This is a genomic window from Lysinibacillus sp. FSL K6-3209 (assembly GCF_037976175.1).
Taxonomy (GTDB): Bacteria; Bacillota; Bacilli; order Bacillales_A; family Planococcaceae; genus Lysinibacillus; species Lysinibacillus sphaericus_D.
On the sequence record NZ_CP150264.1, the window covers coordinates 2,493,384 to 2,511,201 of the forward strand.

At 32.2% G+C, this 17,818-nt stretch carries 21 protein-coding genes and 1 pseudogene; 7 read left to right on the forward strand and 15 right to left on the reverse strand.

All coding sequences use genetic code 11. The features are described from left to right. Positions 1-385 precede the first annotated feature (385 nt). Both MHH88_RS12030 and MHH88_RS12035 read right to left on the reverse strand, forming a co-directional pair. Entirely contained in the window at positions 386-994 is a 609-nt protein-coding gene (locus tag MHH88_RS12030; RefSeq protein ID WP_337982396.1) for a hypothetical protein, read from the reverse strand. A gap of 276 nt (positions 995-1,270) precedes the next feature. Continuing rightward, positions 1,271-1,594, reverse strand: coding sequence for a DUF3986 family protein (locus tag MHH88_RS12035; protein WP_103976411.1), 324 nt, complete (start codon positions 1,592-1,594; stop codon positions 1,271-1,273). Positions 1,595-1,804: 210 nt separating this feature from the next. Between MHH88_RS12035 and MHH88_RS12040 the strand changes: the two genes are divergently transcribed. Then, positions 1,805-2,353, forward strand: coding sequence for a GNAT family protein (locus MHH88_RS12040; RefSeq protein ID WP_339258316.1), 549 nt, complete (start codon positions 1,805-1,807; stop codon positions 2,351-2,353). Positions 2,354-2,986: 633 nt separating this feature from the next. Further along, positions 2,987-3,517 carry a GNAT family protein gene (locus tag MHH88_RS12045; RefSeq protein WP_069512255.1) on the forward strand — a complete coding sequence of 177 codons (531 nt, stop codon included), beginning with the start codon at positions 2,987-2,989 and terminating at the stop codon, positions 3,515-3,517. 161 nt (positions 3,518-3,678) lie between these two features. Here MHH88_RS12045 and MHH88_RS12050 read toward each other — a convergent pair whose 3' ends face one another. The 3 genes from MHH88_RS12050 to MHH88_RS12060 all read right to left on the reverse strand — a co-directional run bounded on the left by MHH88_RS12050 (position 3,679) and on the right by MHH88_RS12060 (position 5,484). Continuing rightward, positions 3,679-4,224, reverse strand: coding sequence for a hypothetical protein (locus tag MHH88_RS12050; protein WP_339258319.1), 546 nt, complete (start codon positions 4,222-4,224; stop codon positions 3,679-3,681). A gap of 25 nt (positions 4,225-4,249) precedes the next feature. Further along, positions 4,250-5,167 (reverse strand): DUF4868 domain-containing protein, encoded by a 918-nt coding sequence (locus MHH88_RS12055; RefSeq protein WP_339258321.1) that lies wholly within the window; start codon positions 5,165-5,167, stop codon positions 4,250-4,252. A gap of 98 nt (positions 5,168-5,265) precedes the next feature. Then, a complete protein-coding gene (locus tag MHH88_RS12060) occupies positions 5,266-5,484 on the reverse strand; it encodes a hypothetical protein (protein WP_339258322.1) in 219 nt (72 codons plus the stop codon). Positions 5,485-5,710: 226 nt separating this feature from the next. On the opposite strand from MHH88_RS12060, the gene MHH88_RS12065 reads away from it, so the two are divergent. Beyond that, the gene (locus MHH88_RS12065; RefSeq protein WP_339258324.1) at positions 5,711-6,751 is read left to right on the forward strand and encodes a beta-propeller fold lactonase family protein; all 1,041 of its coding nucleotides are present in this window, start codon (positions 5,711-5,713) and stop codon (positions 6,749-6,751) included. 88 nt (positions 6,752-6,839) lie between these two features. On the opposite strand, the gene MHH88_RS12070 is transcribed toward MHH88_RS12065, so the two are convergent. The 4 genes from MHH88_RS12070 to MHH88_RS12085 all read right to left on the reverse strand — a co-directional run bounded on the left by MHH88_RS12070 (position 6,840) and on the right by MHH88_RS12085 (position 9,804). After that, on the reverse strand, positions 6,840-7,256 hold the full coding sequence (locus tag MHH88_RS12070; protein WP_339258326.1) for a GNAT family N-acetyltransferase: 417 nt from the start codon (positions 7,254-7,256) through the stop codon (positions 6,840-6,842). A 147-nt stretch (positions 7,257-7,403) separates the two neighbouring features. Continuing rightward, positions 7,404-7,772 (reverse strand): DUF6713 family protein, encoded by a 369-nt coding sequence (locus MHH88_RS12075; protein ID WP_339258328.1) that lies wholly within the window; start codon positions 7,770-7,772, stop codon positions 7,404-7,406. A gap of 274 nt (positions 7,773-8,046) precedes the next feature. Continuing rightward, positions 8,047-8,922 carry a hypothetical protein gene (locus MHH88_RS12080; protein WP_339258330.1) on the reverse strand — a complete coding sequence of 292 codons (876 nt, stop codon included), beginning with the start codon at positions 8,920-8,922 and terminating at the stop codon, positions 8,047-8,049. 108 nt (positions 8,923-9,030) lie between these two features. Beyond that, the gene (locus MHH88_RS12085; protein WP_339258332.1) at positions 9,031-9,804 is read right to left on the reverse strand and encodes a class I SAM-dependent methyltransferase; all 774 of its coding nucleotides are present in this window, start codon (positions 9,802-9,804) and stop codon (positions 9,031-9,033) included. A 133-nt stretch (positions 9,805-9,937) separates the two neighbouring features. On the opposite strand from MHH88_RS12085, the gene MHH88_RS12090 reads away from it, so the two are divergent. Then, complete coding sequence (locus MHH88_RS12090; protein WP_339258334.1) at positions 9,938-10,585, forward strand: pentapeptide repeat-containing protein; 648 nt, start codon at positions 9,938-9,940, stop codon at positions 10,583-10,585. 305 nt (positions 10,586-10,890) lie between these two features. On the opposite strand, the pseudogene MHH88_RS12095 reads toward MHH88_RS12090, so the two are convergent. The 4 genes and pseudogenes from MHH88_RS12095 to MHH88_RS12110 all read right to left on the reverse strand — a co-directional run bounded on the left by MHH88_RS12095 (position 10,891) and on the right by MHH88_RS12110 (position 14,011). Further along, a pseudogene (locus MHH88_RS12095) lies at positions 10,891-11,414 on the reverse strand (GNAT family protein). 1,151 nt (positions 11,415-12,565) lie between these two features. Continuing rightward, positions 12,566-13,096: a hypothetical protein gene (locus MHH88_RS12100; RefSeq protein WP_339258336.1), complete on the reverse strand. Its 531-nt coding sequence runs from the start codon at positions 13,094-13,096 to the stop codon at positions 12,566-12,568. Between the two features lie 23 nt (positions 13,097-13,119). Then, positions 13,120-13,401 (reverse strand): hypothetical protein, encoded by a 282-nt coding sequence (locus tag MHH88_RS12105; RefSeq protein WP_339258338.1) that lies wholly within the window; start codon positions 13,399-13,401, stop codon positions 13,120-13,122. Between the two features lie 448 nt (positions 13,402-13,849). Continuing rightward, positions 13,850-14,011, reverse strand: a complete 162-nt coding sequence (locus tag MHH88_RS12110; protein ID WP_167397257.1) for a hypothetical protein — start codon at positions 14,009-14,011, stop codon at positions 13,850-13,852. A gap of 556 nt (positions 14,012-14,567) precedes the next feature. Between MHH88_RS12110 and MHH88_RS12115 the strand changes: the two genes are divergently transcribed. Further along, positions 14,568-15,104 carry an HXXEE domain-containing protein gene (locus MHH88_RS12115; protein ID WP_069512228.1) on the forward strand — a complete coding sequence of 179 codons (537 nt, stop codon included), beginning with the start codon at positions 14,568-14,570 and terminating at the stop codon, positions 15,102-15,104. 77 nt (positions 15,105-15,181) lie between these two features. Here MHH88_RS12115 and MHH88_RS12120 read toward each other — a convergent pair whose 3' ends face one another. Then, complete coding sequence (locus tag MHH88_RS12120) at positions 15,182-15,490, reverse strand: hypothetical protein (protein WP_069512226.1); 309 nt, start codon at positions 15,488-15,490, stop codon at positions 15,182-15,184. 493 nt (positions 15,491-15,983) lie between these two features. Further along, entirely contained in the window at positions 15,984-16,400 is a 417-nt protein-coding gene (locus tag MHH88_RS12125; protein WP_024364917.1) for a phage holin family protein, read from the reverse strand. A 711-nt stretch (positions 16,401-17,111) separates the two neighbouring features. Here MHH88_RS12125 and MHH88_RS12130 point away from each other — a divergent pair. Further along, positions 17,112-17,270: a YjcZ family sporulation protein gene (locus MHH88_RS12130; RefSeq protein ID WP_103976403.1), complete on the forward strand. Its 159-nt coding sequence runs from the start codon at positions 17,112-17,114 to the stop codon at positions 17,268-17,270. 266 nt (positions 17,271-17,536) lie between these two features. Beyond that, positions 17,537-17,713 (forward strand): hypothetical protein, encoded by a 177-nt coding sequence (locus MHH88_RS12135; RefSeq protein ID WP_024364918.1) that lies wholly within the window; start codon positions 17,537-17,539, stop codon positions 17,711-17,713. Positions 17,714-17,818 lie beyond the last annotated feature (105 nt).

The following is a 17,818-nucleotide window of genomic DNA, read 5'->3' on the forward strand; positions in this document are numbered from 1 at the left end:
TCCTTATTTTTGCTTTCTTAAATTGGGCATGGACTAGTAAAAAATATAAAAAGCAATAGCATTTATCTCTATCAGTATCATATGACGACACAACAGCTTTTTTAAAGAAATTGTCATCATTTGTAACAGCAATAGATTTGTAAACACCATTTTAGCAAACCTTTTTAACTTGTTTAGCTTCCGATGGAATTATCACAGTATCAACAATTATTTTCGGATTAACTATTACAACAGCGATGGGTTCCTAAGTCTGATTAAATCATAGTTGCGTATAGACCTATGATATGCCTCAAATTCCTTTTAGTGCAAAATAAAAAGCACTTTTTTAAGTGCTTTTATTCCTTGAAATATTAAAATTAATTTTGCTCATTTAAATCATCTGGTTTTACGGATATACTGTTGTATTAATTACTTCACCATTTGATTCATTTTTATAAGTAACGGTTACTTGATTTTTTTCTAGATCTACTCCATTAAACAGTTGATAGAACATACCCATCAGAACAAGTTCAGCTGTAGCGTCGACGTCTAGGGTGTTTTCTAATTCTTCTGGGTTAACTAAAAGTGTTAACTCAGAATATGTATTATTGTAACTTATATCCTTAATAGAAGTAATCTCTTCATCTGTTTTAATCTCTTCTATGAACACGATAATCTCTTCTTCCATATCGTTCAAGATTTCTTTGTGCTGTGATTCAGACATTCTAAACGTTAAAGAACCATCATCGTTCTTAATTACTTCTTGAATACCTTCGTCTTTGGCATCAGCAATCACTGTATCTATATCTTCACCTTCAAAAAAATCAGCTGGTAACGTTACCTCAACATTTAATAGCTCTTTATCGACCTTAAGTGGTTTGCTCACAGAAGTCTTTTCAGTTGTATCTGCAGCAACCTCCTTTTTGTCTCCACTCTCCTTTTCTGAATCCGCACTACATCCCGCAAAAATAATTCCAAATAACAATAATAATGGTAATACTAATATCTTTTTCATAATTAATTCCTCCTCATAATAAATATACATAATTTGGAGTTAATTTACTAGTTTTTTTTAGATAAACGCCATCAAAACTAGATTAGGGCTTTGCCTCCTTCTCTCCCCTGATATGAAAATAGACAGTAGGTTTCAGTCTATCTATCATGTAACTCGACTACTAAAGGCATTATTTACCGTATATCTTATTAAGAAGATAAAGCTACGCACAGTTTGTCGACAAAATATCTCGATTGTTCTACTCTCGAGGTATTTTTAACAGTGGTTAGCTGAAACCTAATAATCTTGGACTTTTACTTCATTCAGATGAAAGGTATTGTCCCCCTCCCTTATAACGATTAATTCCTCTTCTAATAAAAATTCTTTGAATAATTCATTCGCTTGCTCAAAAGTTAAATTACAAATATTGTATTCTCTCACCATATACCCAAAATCTTGATCAAATAAAGCATACGTTTTTTTTAGAGATACATTATAAAATTCATTATGGAAAAATAAGCACCATGTCTCGCCACTTTTTTGTTTTAAAAAAATACCTTCAAATTCACCATTAGCATCATAAAATCCAACATGTAGATGGATATTTTCTTCAAAATTCATAGCTAATGCTCCCTCCTATATGTCTTTCCTTTGTAAGGCAACATGTCCTCCCTACCATAAAAGTTGGAATGAAAAATGCTGACTATTATCTATCCATTTGTACGCTATATGCTTGTCCTACAATCTACTCTTTCGACAAACTATACAATAAGAATATATTTGGTTATATTATTATATTATAGTATTTTTGTTATAATAAGGAGAGATACAATGATACATATACAAGGAAATAAAGTTACATTACGAACAGCTACTCCTTCCGATATTGAAAATATCTATTATTGGAAGTATATTGATGAAAAACAAGAAGCTAAAAAATGGAACGGTCCATATATCCCCGAAAAACATATGTCTAAAGCTGCGTTTTTAAAGGAATGGGCTAATGATGAAGAAATCTTTGAAGGTGTCCCAAGTACATTAATCATAGCAGTAGACGAACAATTTATTGGTGTTGTCGGTGCTTATTGGGTGGATAAAAACACTAACTGGCTTGAAACAGGGATTGTCACATATAATACAGCTTATTGGAATGGTGGTTATGGTTCAGAAGCTTATCGCTTATGGATTGACTATCTTTTTGAAAATACCCCACTACATCGATTAGGGATGTCTACTTGGTCTGGTAATGAAAGAATGATACGAGTAGCAGAGAAATTAGGAATGCAATTAGAAGCAAGAATTAGAGATGCACGGATTGTTGACGAAAAATACTATGATGCTATTAAAATGGGGATTTTACGCAGCGAGTGGGAAATATAAAAAACTAATCAATATTTATGATGCGCTGTAGAGATTAGACGCTATCATCAATTTTATAGTATAGTTAACATATATTACATAAAGAGGCGCATTTATGGAGTTTGTACAGCTTGTGGTGGTGATTCCTTTGTAAGCGGTCAAGTTAGTAGTGAATCAAGTCAAGGTAATATTGCCTATGGGTTCCGTATTTTCTGTTGGTTCGCCATACATTTTTAACTTTTGTAAAGATTGTGGTGAAGTAGCTGCCATCAAGGTTAGAAAGCCACAAAAGTTTACATTGCCTCTCTTTTACGGTTGTAGAGCCTGCAAACGTGTTGGCTTTTTAAAGTTGCACTGATGCATAACGGGGTGTTTCAATTGACAAGATTCGGAAAGTATTTATATATTACTTTCATTATGACCGTTTTTTTACTTTCATCCATTTGGGATTATTTCAAAAATGATCATTGGGCTTTGCTTGAAAATTTTCTCTTTTCCGTTTGGATCGCTGTTTTTTTATTAATGGCATCCTTGCTACTTAGAAAAACAAAAGTAAAAGCGAAATAAATAGAATAAAAACCTTGAAGGGACTGAACTATGCGCAGATGGCAATATTTTTTATCTAACTGATTAAAAATATTGGAGGTATAAGCATTGATAAAAGAACTACACACTCAAAGATTACATTTAAGAAGAATGGCTGTATCAGACTCACCTCGCTTGTTTAAACTTTGGTCTGATCCAGATGTAACGAAATACATGAATATCACTACCTTTACGCATGAAACGCAAGCAACAGAGATGATTGAACTTCTAGAAGAATTAGCTCATGCTGGTGAAGCCATACGGTTTAGCATGATTGAAAGGAACTCCAACGAAATAATAGGAACATGTGGATTCAATTCAATAGACTTAGATAATGCAAAAGTAGAAATTGGTTATGATATCGCGAAAGCCTATTGGGGCATGGGATATGCTCCTGAAAGTATAAAGGCACTTATTGAATATGCTTTCGAAACTTTAAAAATCAATAGAATTGAAGCAAAGGTAGAACCTGCAAATGTAAATTCTATAAAAGTGTTACAAAAGCTTCATTTTACATTTGAAGGAAAGTTAAGACAATACGAAAATTCAAAAGGGAATTTTATAGATATTAATATTTATTCTCTCCTAAAAACAGATTAATTTTTGAATTTGGCCTATATCTTTTTTCGGTATAGGCTTTTTTGTTTGTAATATAAGGAGTATCCTTGCCCACTAAGTAATCTGGCTGTCTATGGACAGTCTTTTAAGTCCTGCCCATTGTCAAATGGCAACTTTCTTTTCACAATGGTTTGCTACTTTCTCTAAGACCTATGCAAATAAATATTACTAGCCAGTTTTCTAACACGGATAGGATTGTTAGCAATGTTCATTCTAATAAAATAATCTGGATTGTCTTTTGAAATAATTACACGACCAAGCTCATCCTCGTAAATATTCCATCCAAATAATAAGAACGTTATATTCACATGGATTAAATTGGACTTAATATATAAATAGCCAATTATTATAAACAAAATCCCGTTTGTAATTAAAGTACTTATTTCTTTAACATTGATGGCTAGTAAAGGTACGATATATGTCACTAAGTAACTTAAAATCTCTTCATTTTTTCTTGCTACGCGCTCACTAATAATCGTGCTGTTTAATTCACATTTTTTCATATACCAAATCGGTAAAAAGGAAAGGAAAAATAATACGACCAAAATAATAGTAACGGTAAGCGTTACTTGATCTTCAACAAATGACTGCACATCAATATTTTCATAAGGGAATATGGACAGAGCAACTATGAGATACAATGGAGAGTATGACGATATAAACAGAAACAATTTAAAAAGATTTGTCATTTGTCCTCCACCCTTTCTTGATAAATTACCTTAAATCATCCCTGCCTCTTTCACCCGTAAGAACAGTTTTATAATAGGCATCATTTAGTAACTTGACGATATCATTCAATTGTTTTTTATCTGTATATTTTATTTTTGTCTTTTCCTCGTTTAATTCAATATTTAAGTCAAATTCCTTAATAATTTCTTCTATTTTATCAAAGTTCTCAACAAACCTCGTCATTCTCTCAGGCTTTGTCATTAATCGCGAAACTCGCTTAACTATATTACCATCTTCAATGCTATCATTTTTAAATTGTTCAAAGCCTTCTAATTTATTCGTTTCTTCAAAAGCACATAAGACCGAATTCGTATTGTGCACATACTTTGTTTTCAAATCGAAAATTCGTTGCACTGAAACATTATTTACTACTAGTATTTCGTTGTCATAAATAAGTAGGTCAAACCCTGGTTCAATGCCAATAAATGAATCTGAGACTTTTCTAAAAGTAGAATCCGCAATGATTCCCCAAAGACCTTTTGAAAACTTCTTGAATTGCGGAATGCGATTTAAGAAATAAGCATACTTTCCTTCTTCTATTTCAATTTTTATACAGTATAAATCTTTTTGCACATCTTCATTCAATGATTCACCCGGTTCCTGTAAACTTTTTAATAAATGATCATAAGTTATTCCTATATAGGATGACTTACAATACTCAACTACGCCATTAGGTCGTCCATTTTCATTAAATTCTAGCTGCTCTTTTCCAACAAGCTTATCAATAGTTGGCTGGATAATATTGATTATATCTTTTTGTAAAGAATGGCTTATTGATGGTTTAAATGAAAAATAGTCTAACATAGACTGTGTCTTAATCTTTTCAATTAAAAACAAACTTACTTCAAATGTACCACTCAATAAGTGTTCTGAAATTTTGCTGTTTATGAACTCGATATTCAATAATAATCCCCCTTCACTATTTAATAATATAATTAAAATTATACAACATTTGGTTTTTAGTACATCATCATACATCTATGATGGCTGCCGTAACTTCATTATTTTGTAATGAGCAAGTTGCATAAAAATTGATAACAATGCTCTTTTTCTTTAAAACACTCATGCAAATTTATATTTTCAATTTCATAAAATTTTGGTGTTTTACGAATGGTATATTTGCCAATAACGATTTCTTCATCAACCATAAGTTTTGTTATTGCCTCATAAATAGGATCAATCGAAAAGCCAATGATTTCATAAATATTCACATTTCCCATATTTATCCCCCTTTATTTCACTATGCTAACGTCTGAAAAAATATGATTCATTTAAGACTTAAATTTTATTTGCGTAAAGCGACATCAAAAATGTTCACGAAGTTAAAACATTATTTGAATAAAAGTACTTAATATGAAAGCGTGTCTTTTTAGATGTAGGAAAACATACAAGGAAGATGGTTACGTGTACATATAGTAGCAATATATGAAAGAAAGGAGGACTATCGTGGAAAAAAAACTTAAAAACCTTAGAAAGTTCAAGCTCAAATCAAATCCGAATTGTCGTTGCCATTGTTGCTGTTTTTGTTGTAAGTGTGATTGTAAACCACCATTTTTACCTTTCCCACCAATTTGCAACTTTCTAGTATATGTTACAGATGCCGGTCAATTAGCAACGCCAGACAATAGAGTATCAGTAATAAATACAGCAACGAATACTATCGTCGCTTCCATTCCAGTAGGAACTGCTCCTTTAGAAGTAGCGATTACACCAAATGGTGAATTCGGTTATGTCCCTGCATACTTCTCGAATAACGTAACAGTTTTTAGTACGGCAACGAATATGGTAGTGGCCACCATTCCAGTAGGAGTAAATCCCCTAGGTGTAGCCATTTCACCGAATGGAACATTGGCTTATGTTTCTAACCAAGGGTCTAATACGGTGTCTGTCATAAATACAACTACGAATACGGTAACTGCAACTATTCCGGTAGGTCTTGCACCACAAGGGATAGCTTTTACACCCAATGGTGCGTTCGCCTATGTTGCCGATGAAAATTCAAATGCAGTATCGGTTATTAATACGGCAACCAATACAGTTGTAGCTACAATACCTGTTGGAGTTCGCCCAAGATCCATTGTAATTACACCGAATGGACAATTTGCTTATGTCACAAATGAAGCTAGTAATACGGTGTCCGTTATTAACACAAATACCAATACAGTCATTGCTACCATTCCTGTTGGAAATGGTCCTGTTGGAACAGCCATTACACCTGATGGAACATTTGTTTACATTGTAAATAAAGGTAGTAATACAGTATCTGTTATTGATACGTCTACAAATCTAGTTATTGCAACAATCCCTGTAGGTCTATCCCCTGACCAAATAACCATCCTACCAAATGGAACGTTTGCATATGTCACAAATCAACTAGATAATACGGTGTCTGTTATTAATATCGCAACAAATACCGTAGTTGATACAATCCCTGGATTTAATGGACCGACGGGTATAAAAACAGGAACAATTTGTATAAAAAATTAATTGGATTATTTAAAAAACCAGAATTAATCTACATATTGTAGCATCTATTCTGGTTTTTTAATGATTATTGATCTATCCATTACTAAATTTACTCTAAATATTCTTGGGCTAGTTGCTGATTTTTATAAATCCCCATACCTGTCTTCAATTTTTTAAATCCCATTTTTTCGTAAAAAGGAACATTACCAGTGGTTGCAATTAACTGAATGCATGAAACATTTTCTAACTGCTTCATCATATCTTCCAAAAGCATCCGTGCAATTCCTTGGCCTTGAAATTTTTTATGGACAACTACATCATAAATAGCTGCATTAAATACCCCATCTGAAAGCGCTCTAACAAAACCTACAATTTTGCCATCCACCAATGCAACTACAACATGAGTACTTGCATTAAAAACCTTCTCGATGATAAGTTCGTTATGTTTATGCCATCCAACAGATTGATAAACTTCTTTTAGCATCCTAATATCTTTCTCTTCTATATCGTATTTAAGAAATACCATCCTATCCACCATCCTTTCTTTAATTTTCGAATAATTCAAATATCTATTCATCCCTCATTTTACTATATTATCGACGTGTATTGTTCCAAATTATGGCCTATTTTTCTTCAATAAAAAACGCCATATCACAAAAGATATGGCTTTGCTTTAAAGCTTAATTAAAAATAATAAATGTACTACTGAAAGAATGCCTAATGAATGTATAATTGCTCTTGAAAATGCATTTTTAAAGTGATTTCGAGGATGTCGCTCAAAAAATAAATGCAGAATGGAATGAACAATAAAAAATAAATCTAAAGTCCAAAAAAGGATCGTTTGATATTGACTAAATAATAATAAAAATATAATTATGTAAAGAACAATATGAATCAATGTGAATGCTTTGTAAGCTTTCTCATCTTCCATATCCTTTAGTATGACAAACATCCGCCACTCCGAGCACCTAATCGCATCCATTTCATGTAAAAGAAATAAAGAAAGGTTCAATAAAAAAAGGGCAAGTACTAAATCAGGCATTTCCAATCTCCTCATCTTTTTTCCTTCATATTACTATAAAAAGATGTTCTAAAACGAAGAAACTCTGACAAAATATGTCGAAATCAAGTCTTAATAACTAGAGAAGTGCCCCCGTTTTTTTAGACCTACTGGCTATCAGGCTTCCATTGAATAAGCAAATTTGTATCATGGTTTTTCGTCCATTCTAAAAATTCATTCCCATGTCGAATCCCACATTCTATTACAGCCTGATATATAAATATTGATGAATAACTTAAATGCAACACGCATCATTTTATTCCTTTGAAAAAAATTTCGAATCAATCGTATCTATAACTGAAGAGATAGCGAAAAAATACCCCATGTCCATTTTCTCTTCATATGTTAAATTATTTGAATCCTTTTTAAGAAAAACAATCCATTCATTTTCTAATTCGCTCATATTTTTTCCATATACATCCGCTACTTTTTTTGACAAATCCTTTTCATTGTAAATCTGTTCAAACTTTTCTAACCCGTAAGTGTCTACTAAATATGTTACAAAAGATGAAGCATGTGTATAGCTCATCAATCGAAGAGTAAAATCTTTTTCAGTTATAAGGACAGGGCGAAAATAGGATTCATCCGGATTAGAATCTATCAATTTACTAATAGGAATTAATTTGTTTGCATCCATAAAATATTTTACAAGTTTATGGGGATATGTTTTATTTTCCCCGTACTTTTCTTCCAAATAACTAGCAAAGCCCTCTTGTGTAAAATACCCACTGCTTGTATCAAAATCTTTCCCATAGCCCAGTAAGGAATGTGTTAATTCATGTATTAGTGGGTATCTGTCTTCCTTCACGCCATATAGCTCGATTCTGGATGCCAAGCCCAAAGAAGTAAGATCTCCTTTATTGAGATAAACGTTGATTTTGTCAGAAGGAACATAGGCAGTTTGAATCGAATTTTGTATTACATCATAGGCAGTTAGAAGTTCCTCTTTAATTTTTTCCACTTTTTCTTGTGGGACCTTCATGTTATTAATAATCTCAAAGGTTACTTTCCCATCAGGTGTCACTACAATCTGTTCATCCTCAATTTCTTGTTCTTTTGGGACAACCTCATCTTGTGTACAAGCTGTTAATAAGAAGATGGACATAAGAAATAACGTACTAAATTTATACATTTTTTCCTCCTGAAAACCAGTATTTTAAAAATATACGTTTCAAAATTCAAAAAGTTTCATATTTAGTATAAAAGTTTATGTTAGTGTGCTTGCAAATGGAACTGCATTTTACACTTTACGAGCAGTCAAAATCGGTTGATAATAACCTGTATTTTCAGGGAAATGCCATTCAATATTGACGAAGCCAATCATACATAGTACTTTGTTAATTTCTTCCCTTAACAATGCCCTGTATCGAGTACTATTATGTTTTATTTTCCATTCACCGTTAATTTCTCTCATAATAAATTGATTTACTGTATACGTTTTTCCATCTTCTGCCCAATCATAGACTTGAAAAGTCATTCTCTTTCCTTCGTCCAATATATTTGGTTTTGTCGTGATTATTTTCTCTATAACCATCGCATCGTAATCTCTTATCGTAACTAAAAGGAAACCGTTATGATGAAGCTTTTCATACATATTTTGACAAGCTTTGTGCAAATCTTTATCTGTTATTAAATGCGGTATTGCATTATCCGCCGACAGCACAATATCAAAGAACCCTGATACATTCGTATTGAGCTCGCGAAAATCTGCTACTCCAAAGTTTATTTTCACCCCATAATGAGCCGCTTCTTTTTGAGCTCTATTTACAGATACAGCACTAATGTCAGTAGCGGTTACATGAAATCCATAATTCTCCAAACCAATTGCTTGTGTACCAATGCCACACGAACAATCTAATAAGGAAACCTGCTGCATCGAAGATAAGTTTAACTTCGATTGGATAATTTTATATAGAATTTCACTTTGCCGGGCAATGGCTAAATGCCAATCAACAAATATTAGATGATAATCTTCTGCAAGTTCATCATAGAATTTTAATACTGAATCTTCCAATGTTAATCCCCCCAAAATCGGTCCTTTATAACACAAACTGCTATGTCCATACTATGAAGGAAAAATAAAGACTTATAAAAACATGAATTTTTTATTATTCTATATACATCATTACATTGAGAGGTGTGATAAAGTGGCAAAAGTATTTAAAATTGAATCACCTAAATTGCCTTTAGCATTAGAAAAAGTAAATTTTCAAGATATTTTTTATGAAGAAGATCCGTACTTATCCAATTGTGTCATCGCCAATACGGTCATTGACAATATAGCTATTGATAGACTTATTTTATCAAAAGTACTCTTTAAAAATGTGAGATTTATAAATGTATCTTTTAGAAAAATTGATTTGACTGATGTAATTTTTGAAAACTGTGATTTATCGAATGCTAGTTTTAGGGAAGGCTTAATTCACAGAGTTACATTCGACAATTGTAAAGTCTTAGGATTAAATTTAGCAGAAGCTCATGTAGGAAATGTTTTGTTTGACAATTGTATTGCAAATTTATGTGATTTTACAGAGACTCGTTTAAAACAGGTCATTTTTGATGATTCATCGCTACAAAGCGCCAACTATTTTGAATGCAAATTTAATAAAGTCATTTTTAATGAGTGTGATATTAATGATGTGGATTTTTCTCAAACCTCTTTAAAAGGTATTGATATTAGCACATGTCGATATGAAAGGTTGAATGTTACTTTGGAAAGTATAAAAGGTTGCGAAGTATCCTCTGAACAAGCTGTTGGGTTTGCATCATTACTAGGTTTAAAAGTTAAATCGTAGCTCATTACAGGATAAAACTGTCAGGAAACAACAACTCCCGTACTTGCGCAATTACTCTTTTGTATGGAGGAGCTTACAATAAGTAGGTGAGCAACACTATAAGTATTTTATTTTCAATAAATCTACAGTTCGCACAAAAACAGCACTGTACAGTTTAGACGATGACATTTGTTCAAAACATCTTTCGGGGTTTATGCTTGTTACTATTCCATGTTTCAAATTATTTAGTAAATAAAATTCCCACTATATTTCACTATTCATTTCGCTTAATCATTACATAATATTCAAAATTGTTCTTTACTTCTTTACTTAATGAAAGAATAAATATTAGTGTCATAAGGCATATTATTTTGATGCATAACGTTTCTTAAAACCCCTTCTTTTTCAAAACCCAATGCTTCCAATAGCTTATTGGAAGCTTCATTTTCCGTAAAAACAATGGCTCCTATGCGCACCAAATTCATCTCCTGAAAACCATAGGAAATAACTTTCCTTACAGCTTCCTTTGCATAGCCTTGCCCCCAACTATTAGGGAAAAGCGCATAACTGATATCCGCTTTTTTATGCTCCACAGACCAATCTTGAAAACCAATGTACCAATAATTTCTTCTTGGCCTTGCACGGATATTCTCCATTTAATGCCATGTTTTTCTTTGAAATTATTAGAGAAATTTTGGATAATCTGTTTCACTTGCTCTAAGCTTGTTAATGGCTTCTGCCCATAATGACGTAAAACGTCTGGATTTGAAAAACAACTTAATATTGCTTGCGCATCATTTTCTGTCAGTTCTCTTAGCACTAAACGCTCGGTATGTAATAGTGGAAACATGCTTTTCCCTCTACTTTCAAAACCGTATTTTTACCATTCTATAACAATAGCACATTATTTACATTACTTATTCTGCGTAGTACTCAAATTTATTTAAAAAGCAGCCATTTAGTATCAATACACTTAATGGCTGCACATCTATATGCTTAGAACCTGTTAACTTAGCTTTAATTACGATTAAAATCCTTTTTAATAAATACAACTATTCTGTTGTATTTATTGATACTAATCGGTTTCAGCACCAATAATAAGAACAACGCAATAATACAAACAACCATGGCGGTATACATTATTGTTTGCATTATATAATAATATGTCAAATACGGAGGTGCATACCAATATATACAACCACTTGATAACATTATCAAAAGCCACCCTGGCAATACTTGCACAAGGAAGTCCCTGCTTTTTTGTTTCATATACTTTACCGATTTTTTGAAAACAAGAGACATTATTTTCAAATAAACGAAACCAATTAAAGCACTCAATAAAATATTAAAAAGAGAATTCAAAAGAAATCATCCTTCTATAATTTTTACATCTTCATTATTATGGTATGACTTGATATTTTTATTTGATAATTAATAAACTGTTCTAGACTATATTGAAAAGCACCTCACTTTAAAGTGAGATGCCTCCTATTTATTGCAGTACTTCTTCCGCTATTTTCTAAAAATCTAGCAAGTTTTTTTGTTTTCTAATTCTTCCATTGAAACTAAATGGTTATATATCATTAAACTTCAAAAACTTCTTTTGACTATGCTTTATTTGCTACCATGCCCCTTTTTTAATTTTTATTATTATCTTGTTATATTTATTGATACTGATAGGTTTCACGACCAATAATAAGAACAACGCAATAATACAAACAACCATGGCGGTATACATTATAGTTTGCATAATAATATAGTACCGATAAAATGGTAGAGCATAATAAAATATACAACCACTTGATAACATCACCATAAGCCAACCAGGAAGTATTTGCACAAGAAAGTCCGTACTTTTTCGCTTCATATACTTTACCAAAACCTTGAAAACAAAGGACATGATTTGTATATAAACGAAAAGTATGAAAGCACCCAATAGAATCTCTAGAAATGTATTCAAAACATATCACCTAATAAGCTTGCTTAGTTTCATCTTCATAATTATGGTATAGCATGATATTTACCTTTTGCACTCAGACATAAATTAACATAAGTAAAAATAAGAAGGATTGTCCCAAAAACTGGTATACCCTTTCCTAGCTTAATAAATACCTTTTTTATTAATTCCCATGATAATAGATTTCCACCTTTTACTGCATCCCAGACTGCTGTTGCAACGCCACCCAAGCCGCCTAATAGAAGACCTCTTTCTTGATCAACAATATTATTAGCTGCTGCTTTAAAATCTCTATACTGCCATTGTTGCTTCGTTGTCGTTTTAGACATCGTACCAAAAATAGCATAGGCATTATTATTATTAGGTGATTCCTCCCAACGAATAGCCGCAATATAAGAACCGCCAGATGCCCCCTTTGAGGCAGTCCATGTTTTTAATTTAGGATTAATATCATTATAAGATTGTTGTTGGAAAGTACCATTAGTATTATATTGAGGATTATTTTTGTTTATTTTCACTTCCACACTATTCGGATTGGTAAGTTCTTTAATCATTATTTCTTCTGTTGTTTCCATTATCCTAATAACTTTCTCATCTATTAATTCTTTCTCGTTATAGGTGAAATATTAAATATTTTTTGGGTAATTTCATCCGTTCCATCAGGTTTACTGATTACATCTTCAACGTACTCAAAAATATTTCCTGCTTCATCTTTTAATTGAAAAGCTGAATGATTACCATTATCATAAAGCAACGTAAAGCTCTTATATTCTGAAGCTAGCGTTAAATTATTTTCGTAACTTGCAATTGTCAATAATGTTGGAGATGCAACAGTAGAAAATACCAAAATTACTACTAAGCAACAAATAAATTTTTTCATACTAATCCTCCTATAAACATTAAATTTTAATCTGTTTATCAGTTTTCATAGTATTAAAAATATTCATAACCGAACATTATCATAGGATTTTTATTAATGGCTATCTAGCATTCTTCCATGCTCTAATAGCACCCATTTCATTGAGATTGGGACACGTATTCTCCTATGTCTCACTAGATCTAGTTAAAATTTATTTTAACAATTACGGATAGCATTTCAATATTCAAGCTAAAAATCAGGGTTATTTAACTATTATTTTGAAGATAATTCAAAATAAATATATTTACTGAATTATTAATTCTTATACAAACTTTGTAGCAATTTGCTAAAATTTTATTTTATTTGATATGTAATGGCGAATAGGAAATTTTTTCGATTGGTATGTAACGAGGTATACAGGTTTTTACGATTTGTTTCAACTAAAAAGCACCCCTGTGAGGTGCTTTTTTTATTGCGGTACTTCTTCTAATAATTTTTCAAAATCTAATAGATACCCGCCAATTTTTGCTTTTTCTAACTCTTCTATATATTCTTCTTTTCGTTCGGTTAGTCTGTCTTCAAGTGTGTTTTGATAGGCTGGAAATAGATTGTAATCTACTGGTTTCCCCATAAGTTCACCTCTTATATTATATTTTTTATTATTATAAGATATATTGATAATTTCTGACAATTGAAAATAACAAATTTGAATAAAAAGATAGACAATGTCACATGTATATAGACTTATCCTTGTGCATACTCACTGTACTATTTCCCTATGAATTATAATGTACTTAGAACTTCCTACATAAATTAGAAATATTAATCTTTATCAACGTTTAGTATTTGTCGAAAGAGCAGTAATTTACTAAAAGTTAACCATCACTCACTATTATTCAAAAAACAATTAACTAAATAATCCAAAATTGCTATAATACTTATAACTATGGAAACACACGTAACTTTAGAAATAATAAAGTATTTATTTTTTATCTAGTTTGCAGGCTAATAGCTAGTTATCATAACTATTTCATCATAGTAATAGTAGTGTAAAGCAAATTTAGCTTTGCACCTCCTGATTTGTTGGTTAGGGTCACTCTGGTCCAGTGACCCTTTAATCATTTTTCCATTCCAATCTACAATCTTTATACGTGACCAAATATAAATGAAAGCAAGTGAGGTCCATAATGGCATTCTGGTTAAATGTTCAAACATTAATCTGGTTATTTCCTATTCTTTTCATTATCCACGATTTTGAAGAGATTATTTTAGTAGAAAAATGGTTGCATACGAATCGCAATAAGATTTATAAACGGCTGCCTTCCAAAATAGCTGACCGAATTGTGAAGCAGTTTTCTATGACGACAGCTCAATTTGCAGCAGCAGTTATCGTTATTTTTTTATTTGTCAGTGCAGCTACTGTTTCAGCTATTCACTATCTTTATAATGGCACTAGTTGGAGTTTATACTTTTTTATAGCTGTTTCATTAGTATTTTTTATTCATGCGTTTACGCATATTGGGCAGACGATTATATTTCGCTCTATTGCTCCTGGAACTATTACATCGATCATTCTTATTATTCCATACAGCATTCTTTTATTTAGATCATTATTGATGGAGGAAATTGTTACGTGGAAAATGATTTTGATATCCTTACCTTTTGGTGTGCTCTTTTTTCCTGTTGTGTTAACAGCTCATTGGATTGGCAAAAAGTTTATATAATTTATGAACTGTTAAGCTCTTTTTTGCAAAATATAAATAAATCCTTTTTATTTTTCAGTTCACTTAAACAGGGTTGTTTATTTTACATATTTCAAATGCTTTTTTACAAATGCTACAATGTATTGTACTTCCTCTTCTGTCATATTCAATAAACTACTAACTCTTCGTAATTTTGCTGGGGACTTTAATTGTTCTCTTACTTTATCAATAAACATGTATTTACACTTCCGTGGATTTACCGTATCCCTAATTTGTTTATAACGTAAGTAAGCGTATCGAGCGAAGGCGTTCAACATTTCTCGCTCGTATCCTTCTCGTTCTAAGTTCATGACAGCAGCTTCTATCTCTTCGGTTTCAAAAATCCAGGAGCCATCGGTTAATTGCATACTACCACCTCTTTCCAAATAAACTTGGTAAAGCTTGTTGAAGGCAAAGTCCTCTTGATCACATCCATTTATGCTTCAATATTCCTTTAACGCTATTCTTTCGAGATGTGTTATCCCTCAACACGCTCTTCCCCTCATTATTAAATGCAAAATAAAAAGCCCCACCTAGTTAGATGTGACTCTTTTATTATTTTTGATGAAAAACAGCTACCATTTTGTGCTGTGTTAAACGAACAATTAAACGTTTCAATTTTATGACCTGCTATCTCTTTGCGAATATTTTTTACGTATAGCAATCTCCACACCGTATGCCAATCAAAAGATATTGGGTCTTTTAGCAGTCTTATTCAAGGCAGTGTGTGGTAGAAAAACTATATTTAAAGCCAAATGGCCTTGTTTCTATATTCTTGCCATTACTGTGTGGGAATTTTTTAAAATAATGTCCTTATCCGTCATGAAAAAGCCACTAAATCACAAGACTTTTAACTACAATCTACTGCTCATCATCCTTTTTATCGTCATTATCCTTTTTCAACTGTGCAAAAGCATTTGCTAAAAACTTTGGAACACGAATGCCCAACTTACCTAAGTTTTCGATTATACTTATTCCTTCCATCCCAATTAAAAACAAAATCATGGCGTTACGCATAAAGTTGCCGCTTTCTGTTGCATTGTCCAACTGAACTGCTGCAATAACCATTAAAATCATGGCTGTCTTTTTCAGTAGACCTTTAAAGGTTTTACGAGAATCTATATCTTTGATGATCCAACCAACCATTACACCTAATGTCAAATCAATTGCCATTAAAATTGTTAATGATGTCACCAATTCATCTACACCGCCAATTAGATATACGATTAATGCAGTCATACCTCCTATAAGTGAAGACCAAAATGTATTTGTTTCCATATCATCACCTACCTTCTTCTATATTAGAACCCCCCACACAGGTGATAGCTGGAGGCATAAAAAAACTACTTTATTTTTCATAAAGTACTTTTTTGATTTCTTCAATCAATGCCTTCATTTCTAGCATATTCAATTCCTAGACCTATGAAGGTTAACAAAAATACAGAAAGAACTAACTTTTCGTAAATAAACCTTACTCAAGCTTCTAGCCATTAGCTATCACATTCGTTCTACTTTTTGGCACATCCATACGCTTTGTACAGTTATCTAAAGTGGGCTAAGTCATTAGGGAAAACCTAAAAGGAATGGATTAGAAAAATCTTAGTATCGTTGAAAAAAGAAATGGAGGTTATCAAGGCTTTTTCACAATATTAGGTTTGTTTAAAATGAATTACAAGTGTTTAAGCTACTATGTATTTCGGAAAAACATTTAAAGACCTTGATATCATAAATATTAGCCAAATTAATGTAGTGAATTAGAAATGCTATACCGCAGTTTAAAAAGTATGCTATAATGCTCTTACTGACAAACCAAACAGGTAACCAATTCAAAGCTGTAGCGTTTTTATACGCTGCAGCTTTTTGTAATGAAAAACTTTACTCATTAAAAAAACATTTCTAAAACAGATGGGCTTGAATTGGGATAAATACCCCTCCGCATTTCAACAGGGAACATATTATAAATTGAAGGAAGGAAAGGAGGTATGTTTCATGGGCTACTACGGAAATGTAGGAAATTGGAACAATAATTATTGTGGTGGATATAACTATGGCGGTGACTATTACTATGGCGGCGGCAATGGCTCTACATTTACGCTTATTGTTGTACTCTTTATTCTCTTAATTATTGTCGGTACTGCTTTCTTATAAAAAATGTTATGCAAAGCAATGGCATCCATGATGCCAGTTTTACACTCCTATTAACCCCTTTGGGTCACTTCCCCCAAGTGACCCATTTTTTATGGTTAAAAAAAGTGAAAATATCTTGGATTTCCTCCTGCGTTTCGTCATTCTATACAGCATGAATAAAAAATGGACTTCATTAAAGGAAAATTGGACGAGTATAGGTTCGCGCTTATTCGCAAATAGTATAAGTGGTGTAATGTCACCAAATTAACTTCGATGGAGGGATTTTGATGAATTCAATTCGAGAAGGTTTAATCCCAACTATTTTAGGTTCTGCTGTTACAGCTGCTGGATATGCATTAAAGCAAAAAAGCGGTTCTAACAAAATGATTGCCCATACAGTCTTTGGATTTGGTTTAGCACATATTGTGTTAGGAGCAATAGACCTTGTAGAACATCGTCGTTAGAAATGGAAGGGCACACTATTGTGCTCTTCTTTTTTATTTGTTTCGTATATATTCGCTTAGCTTAAATCATAACTGGCGTAATAATGCTAAAAAACTTCGATGAGT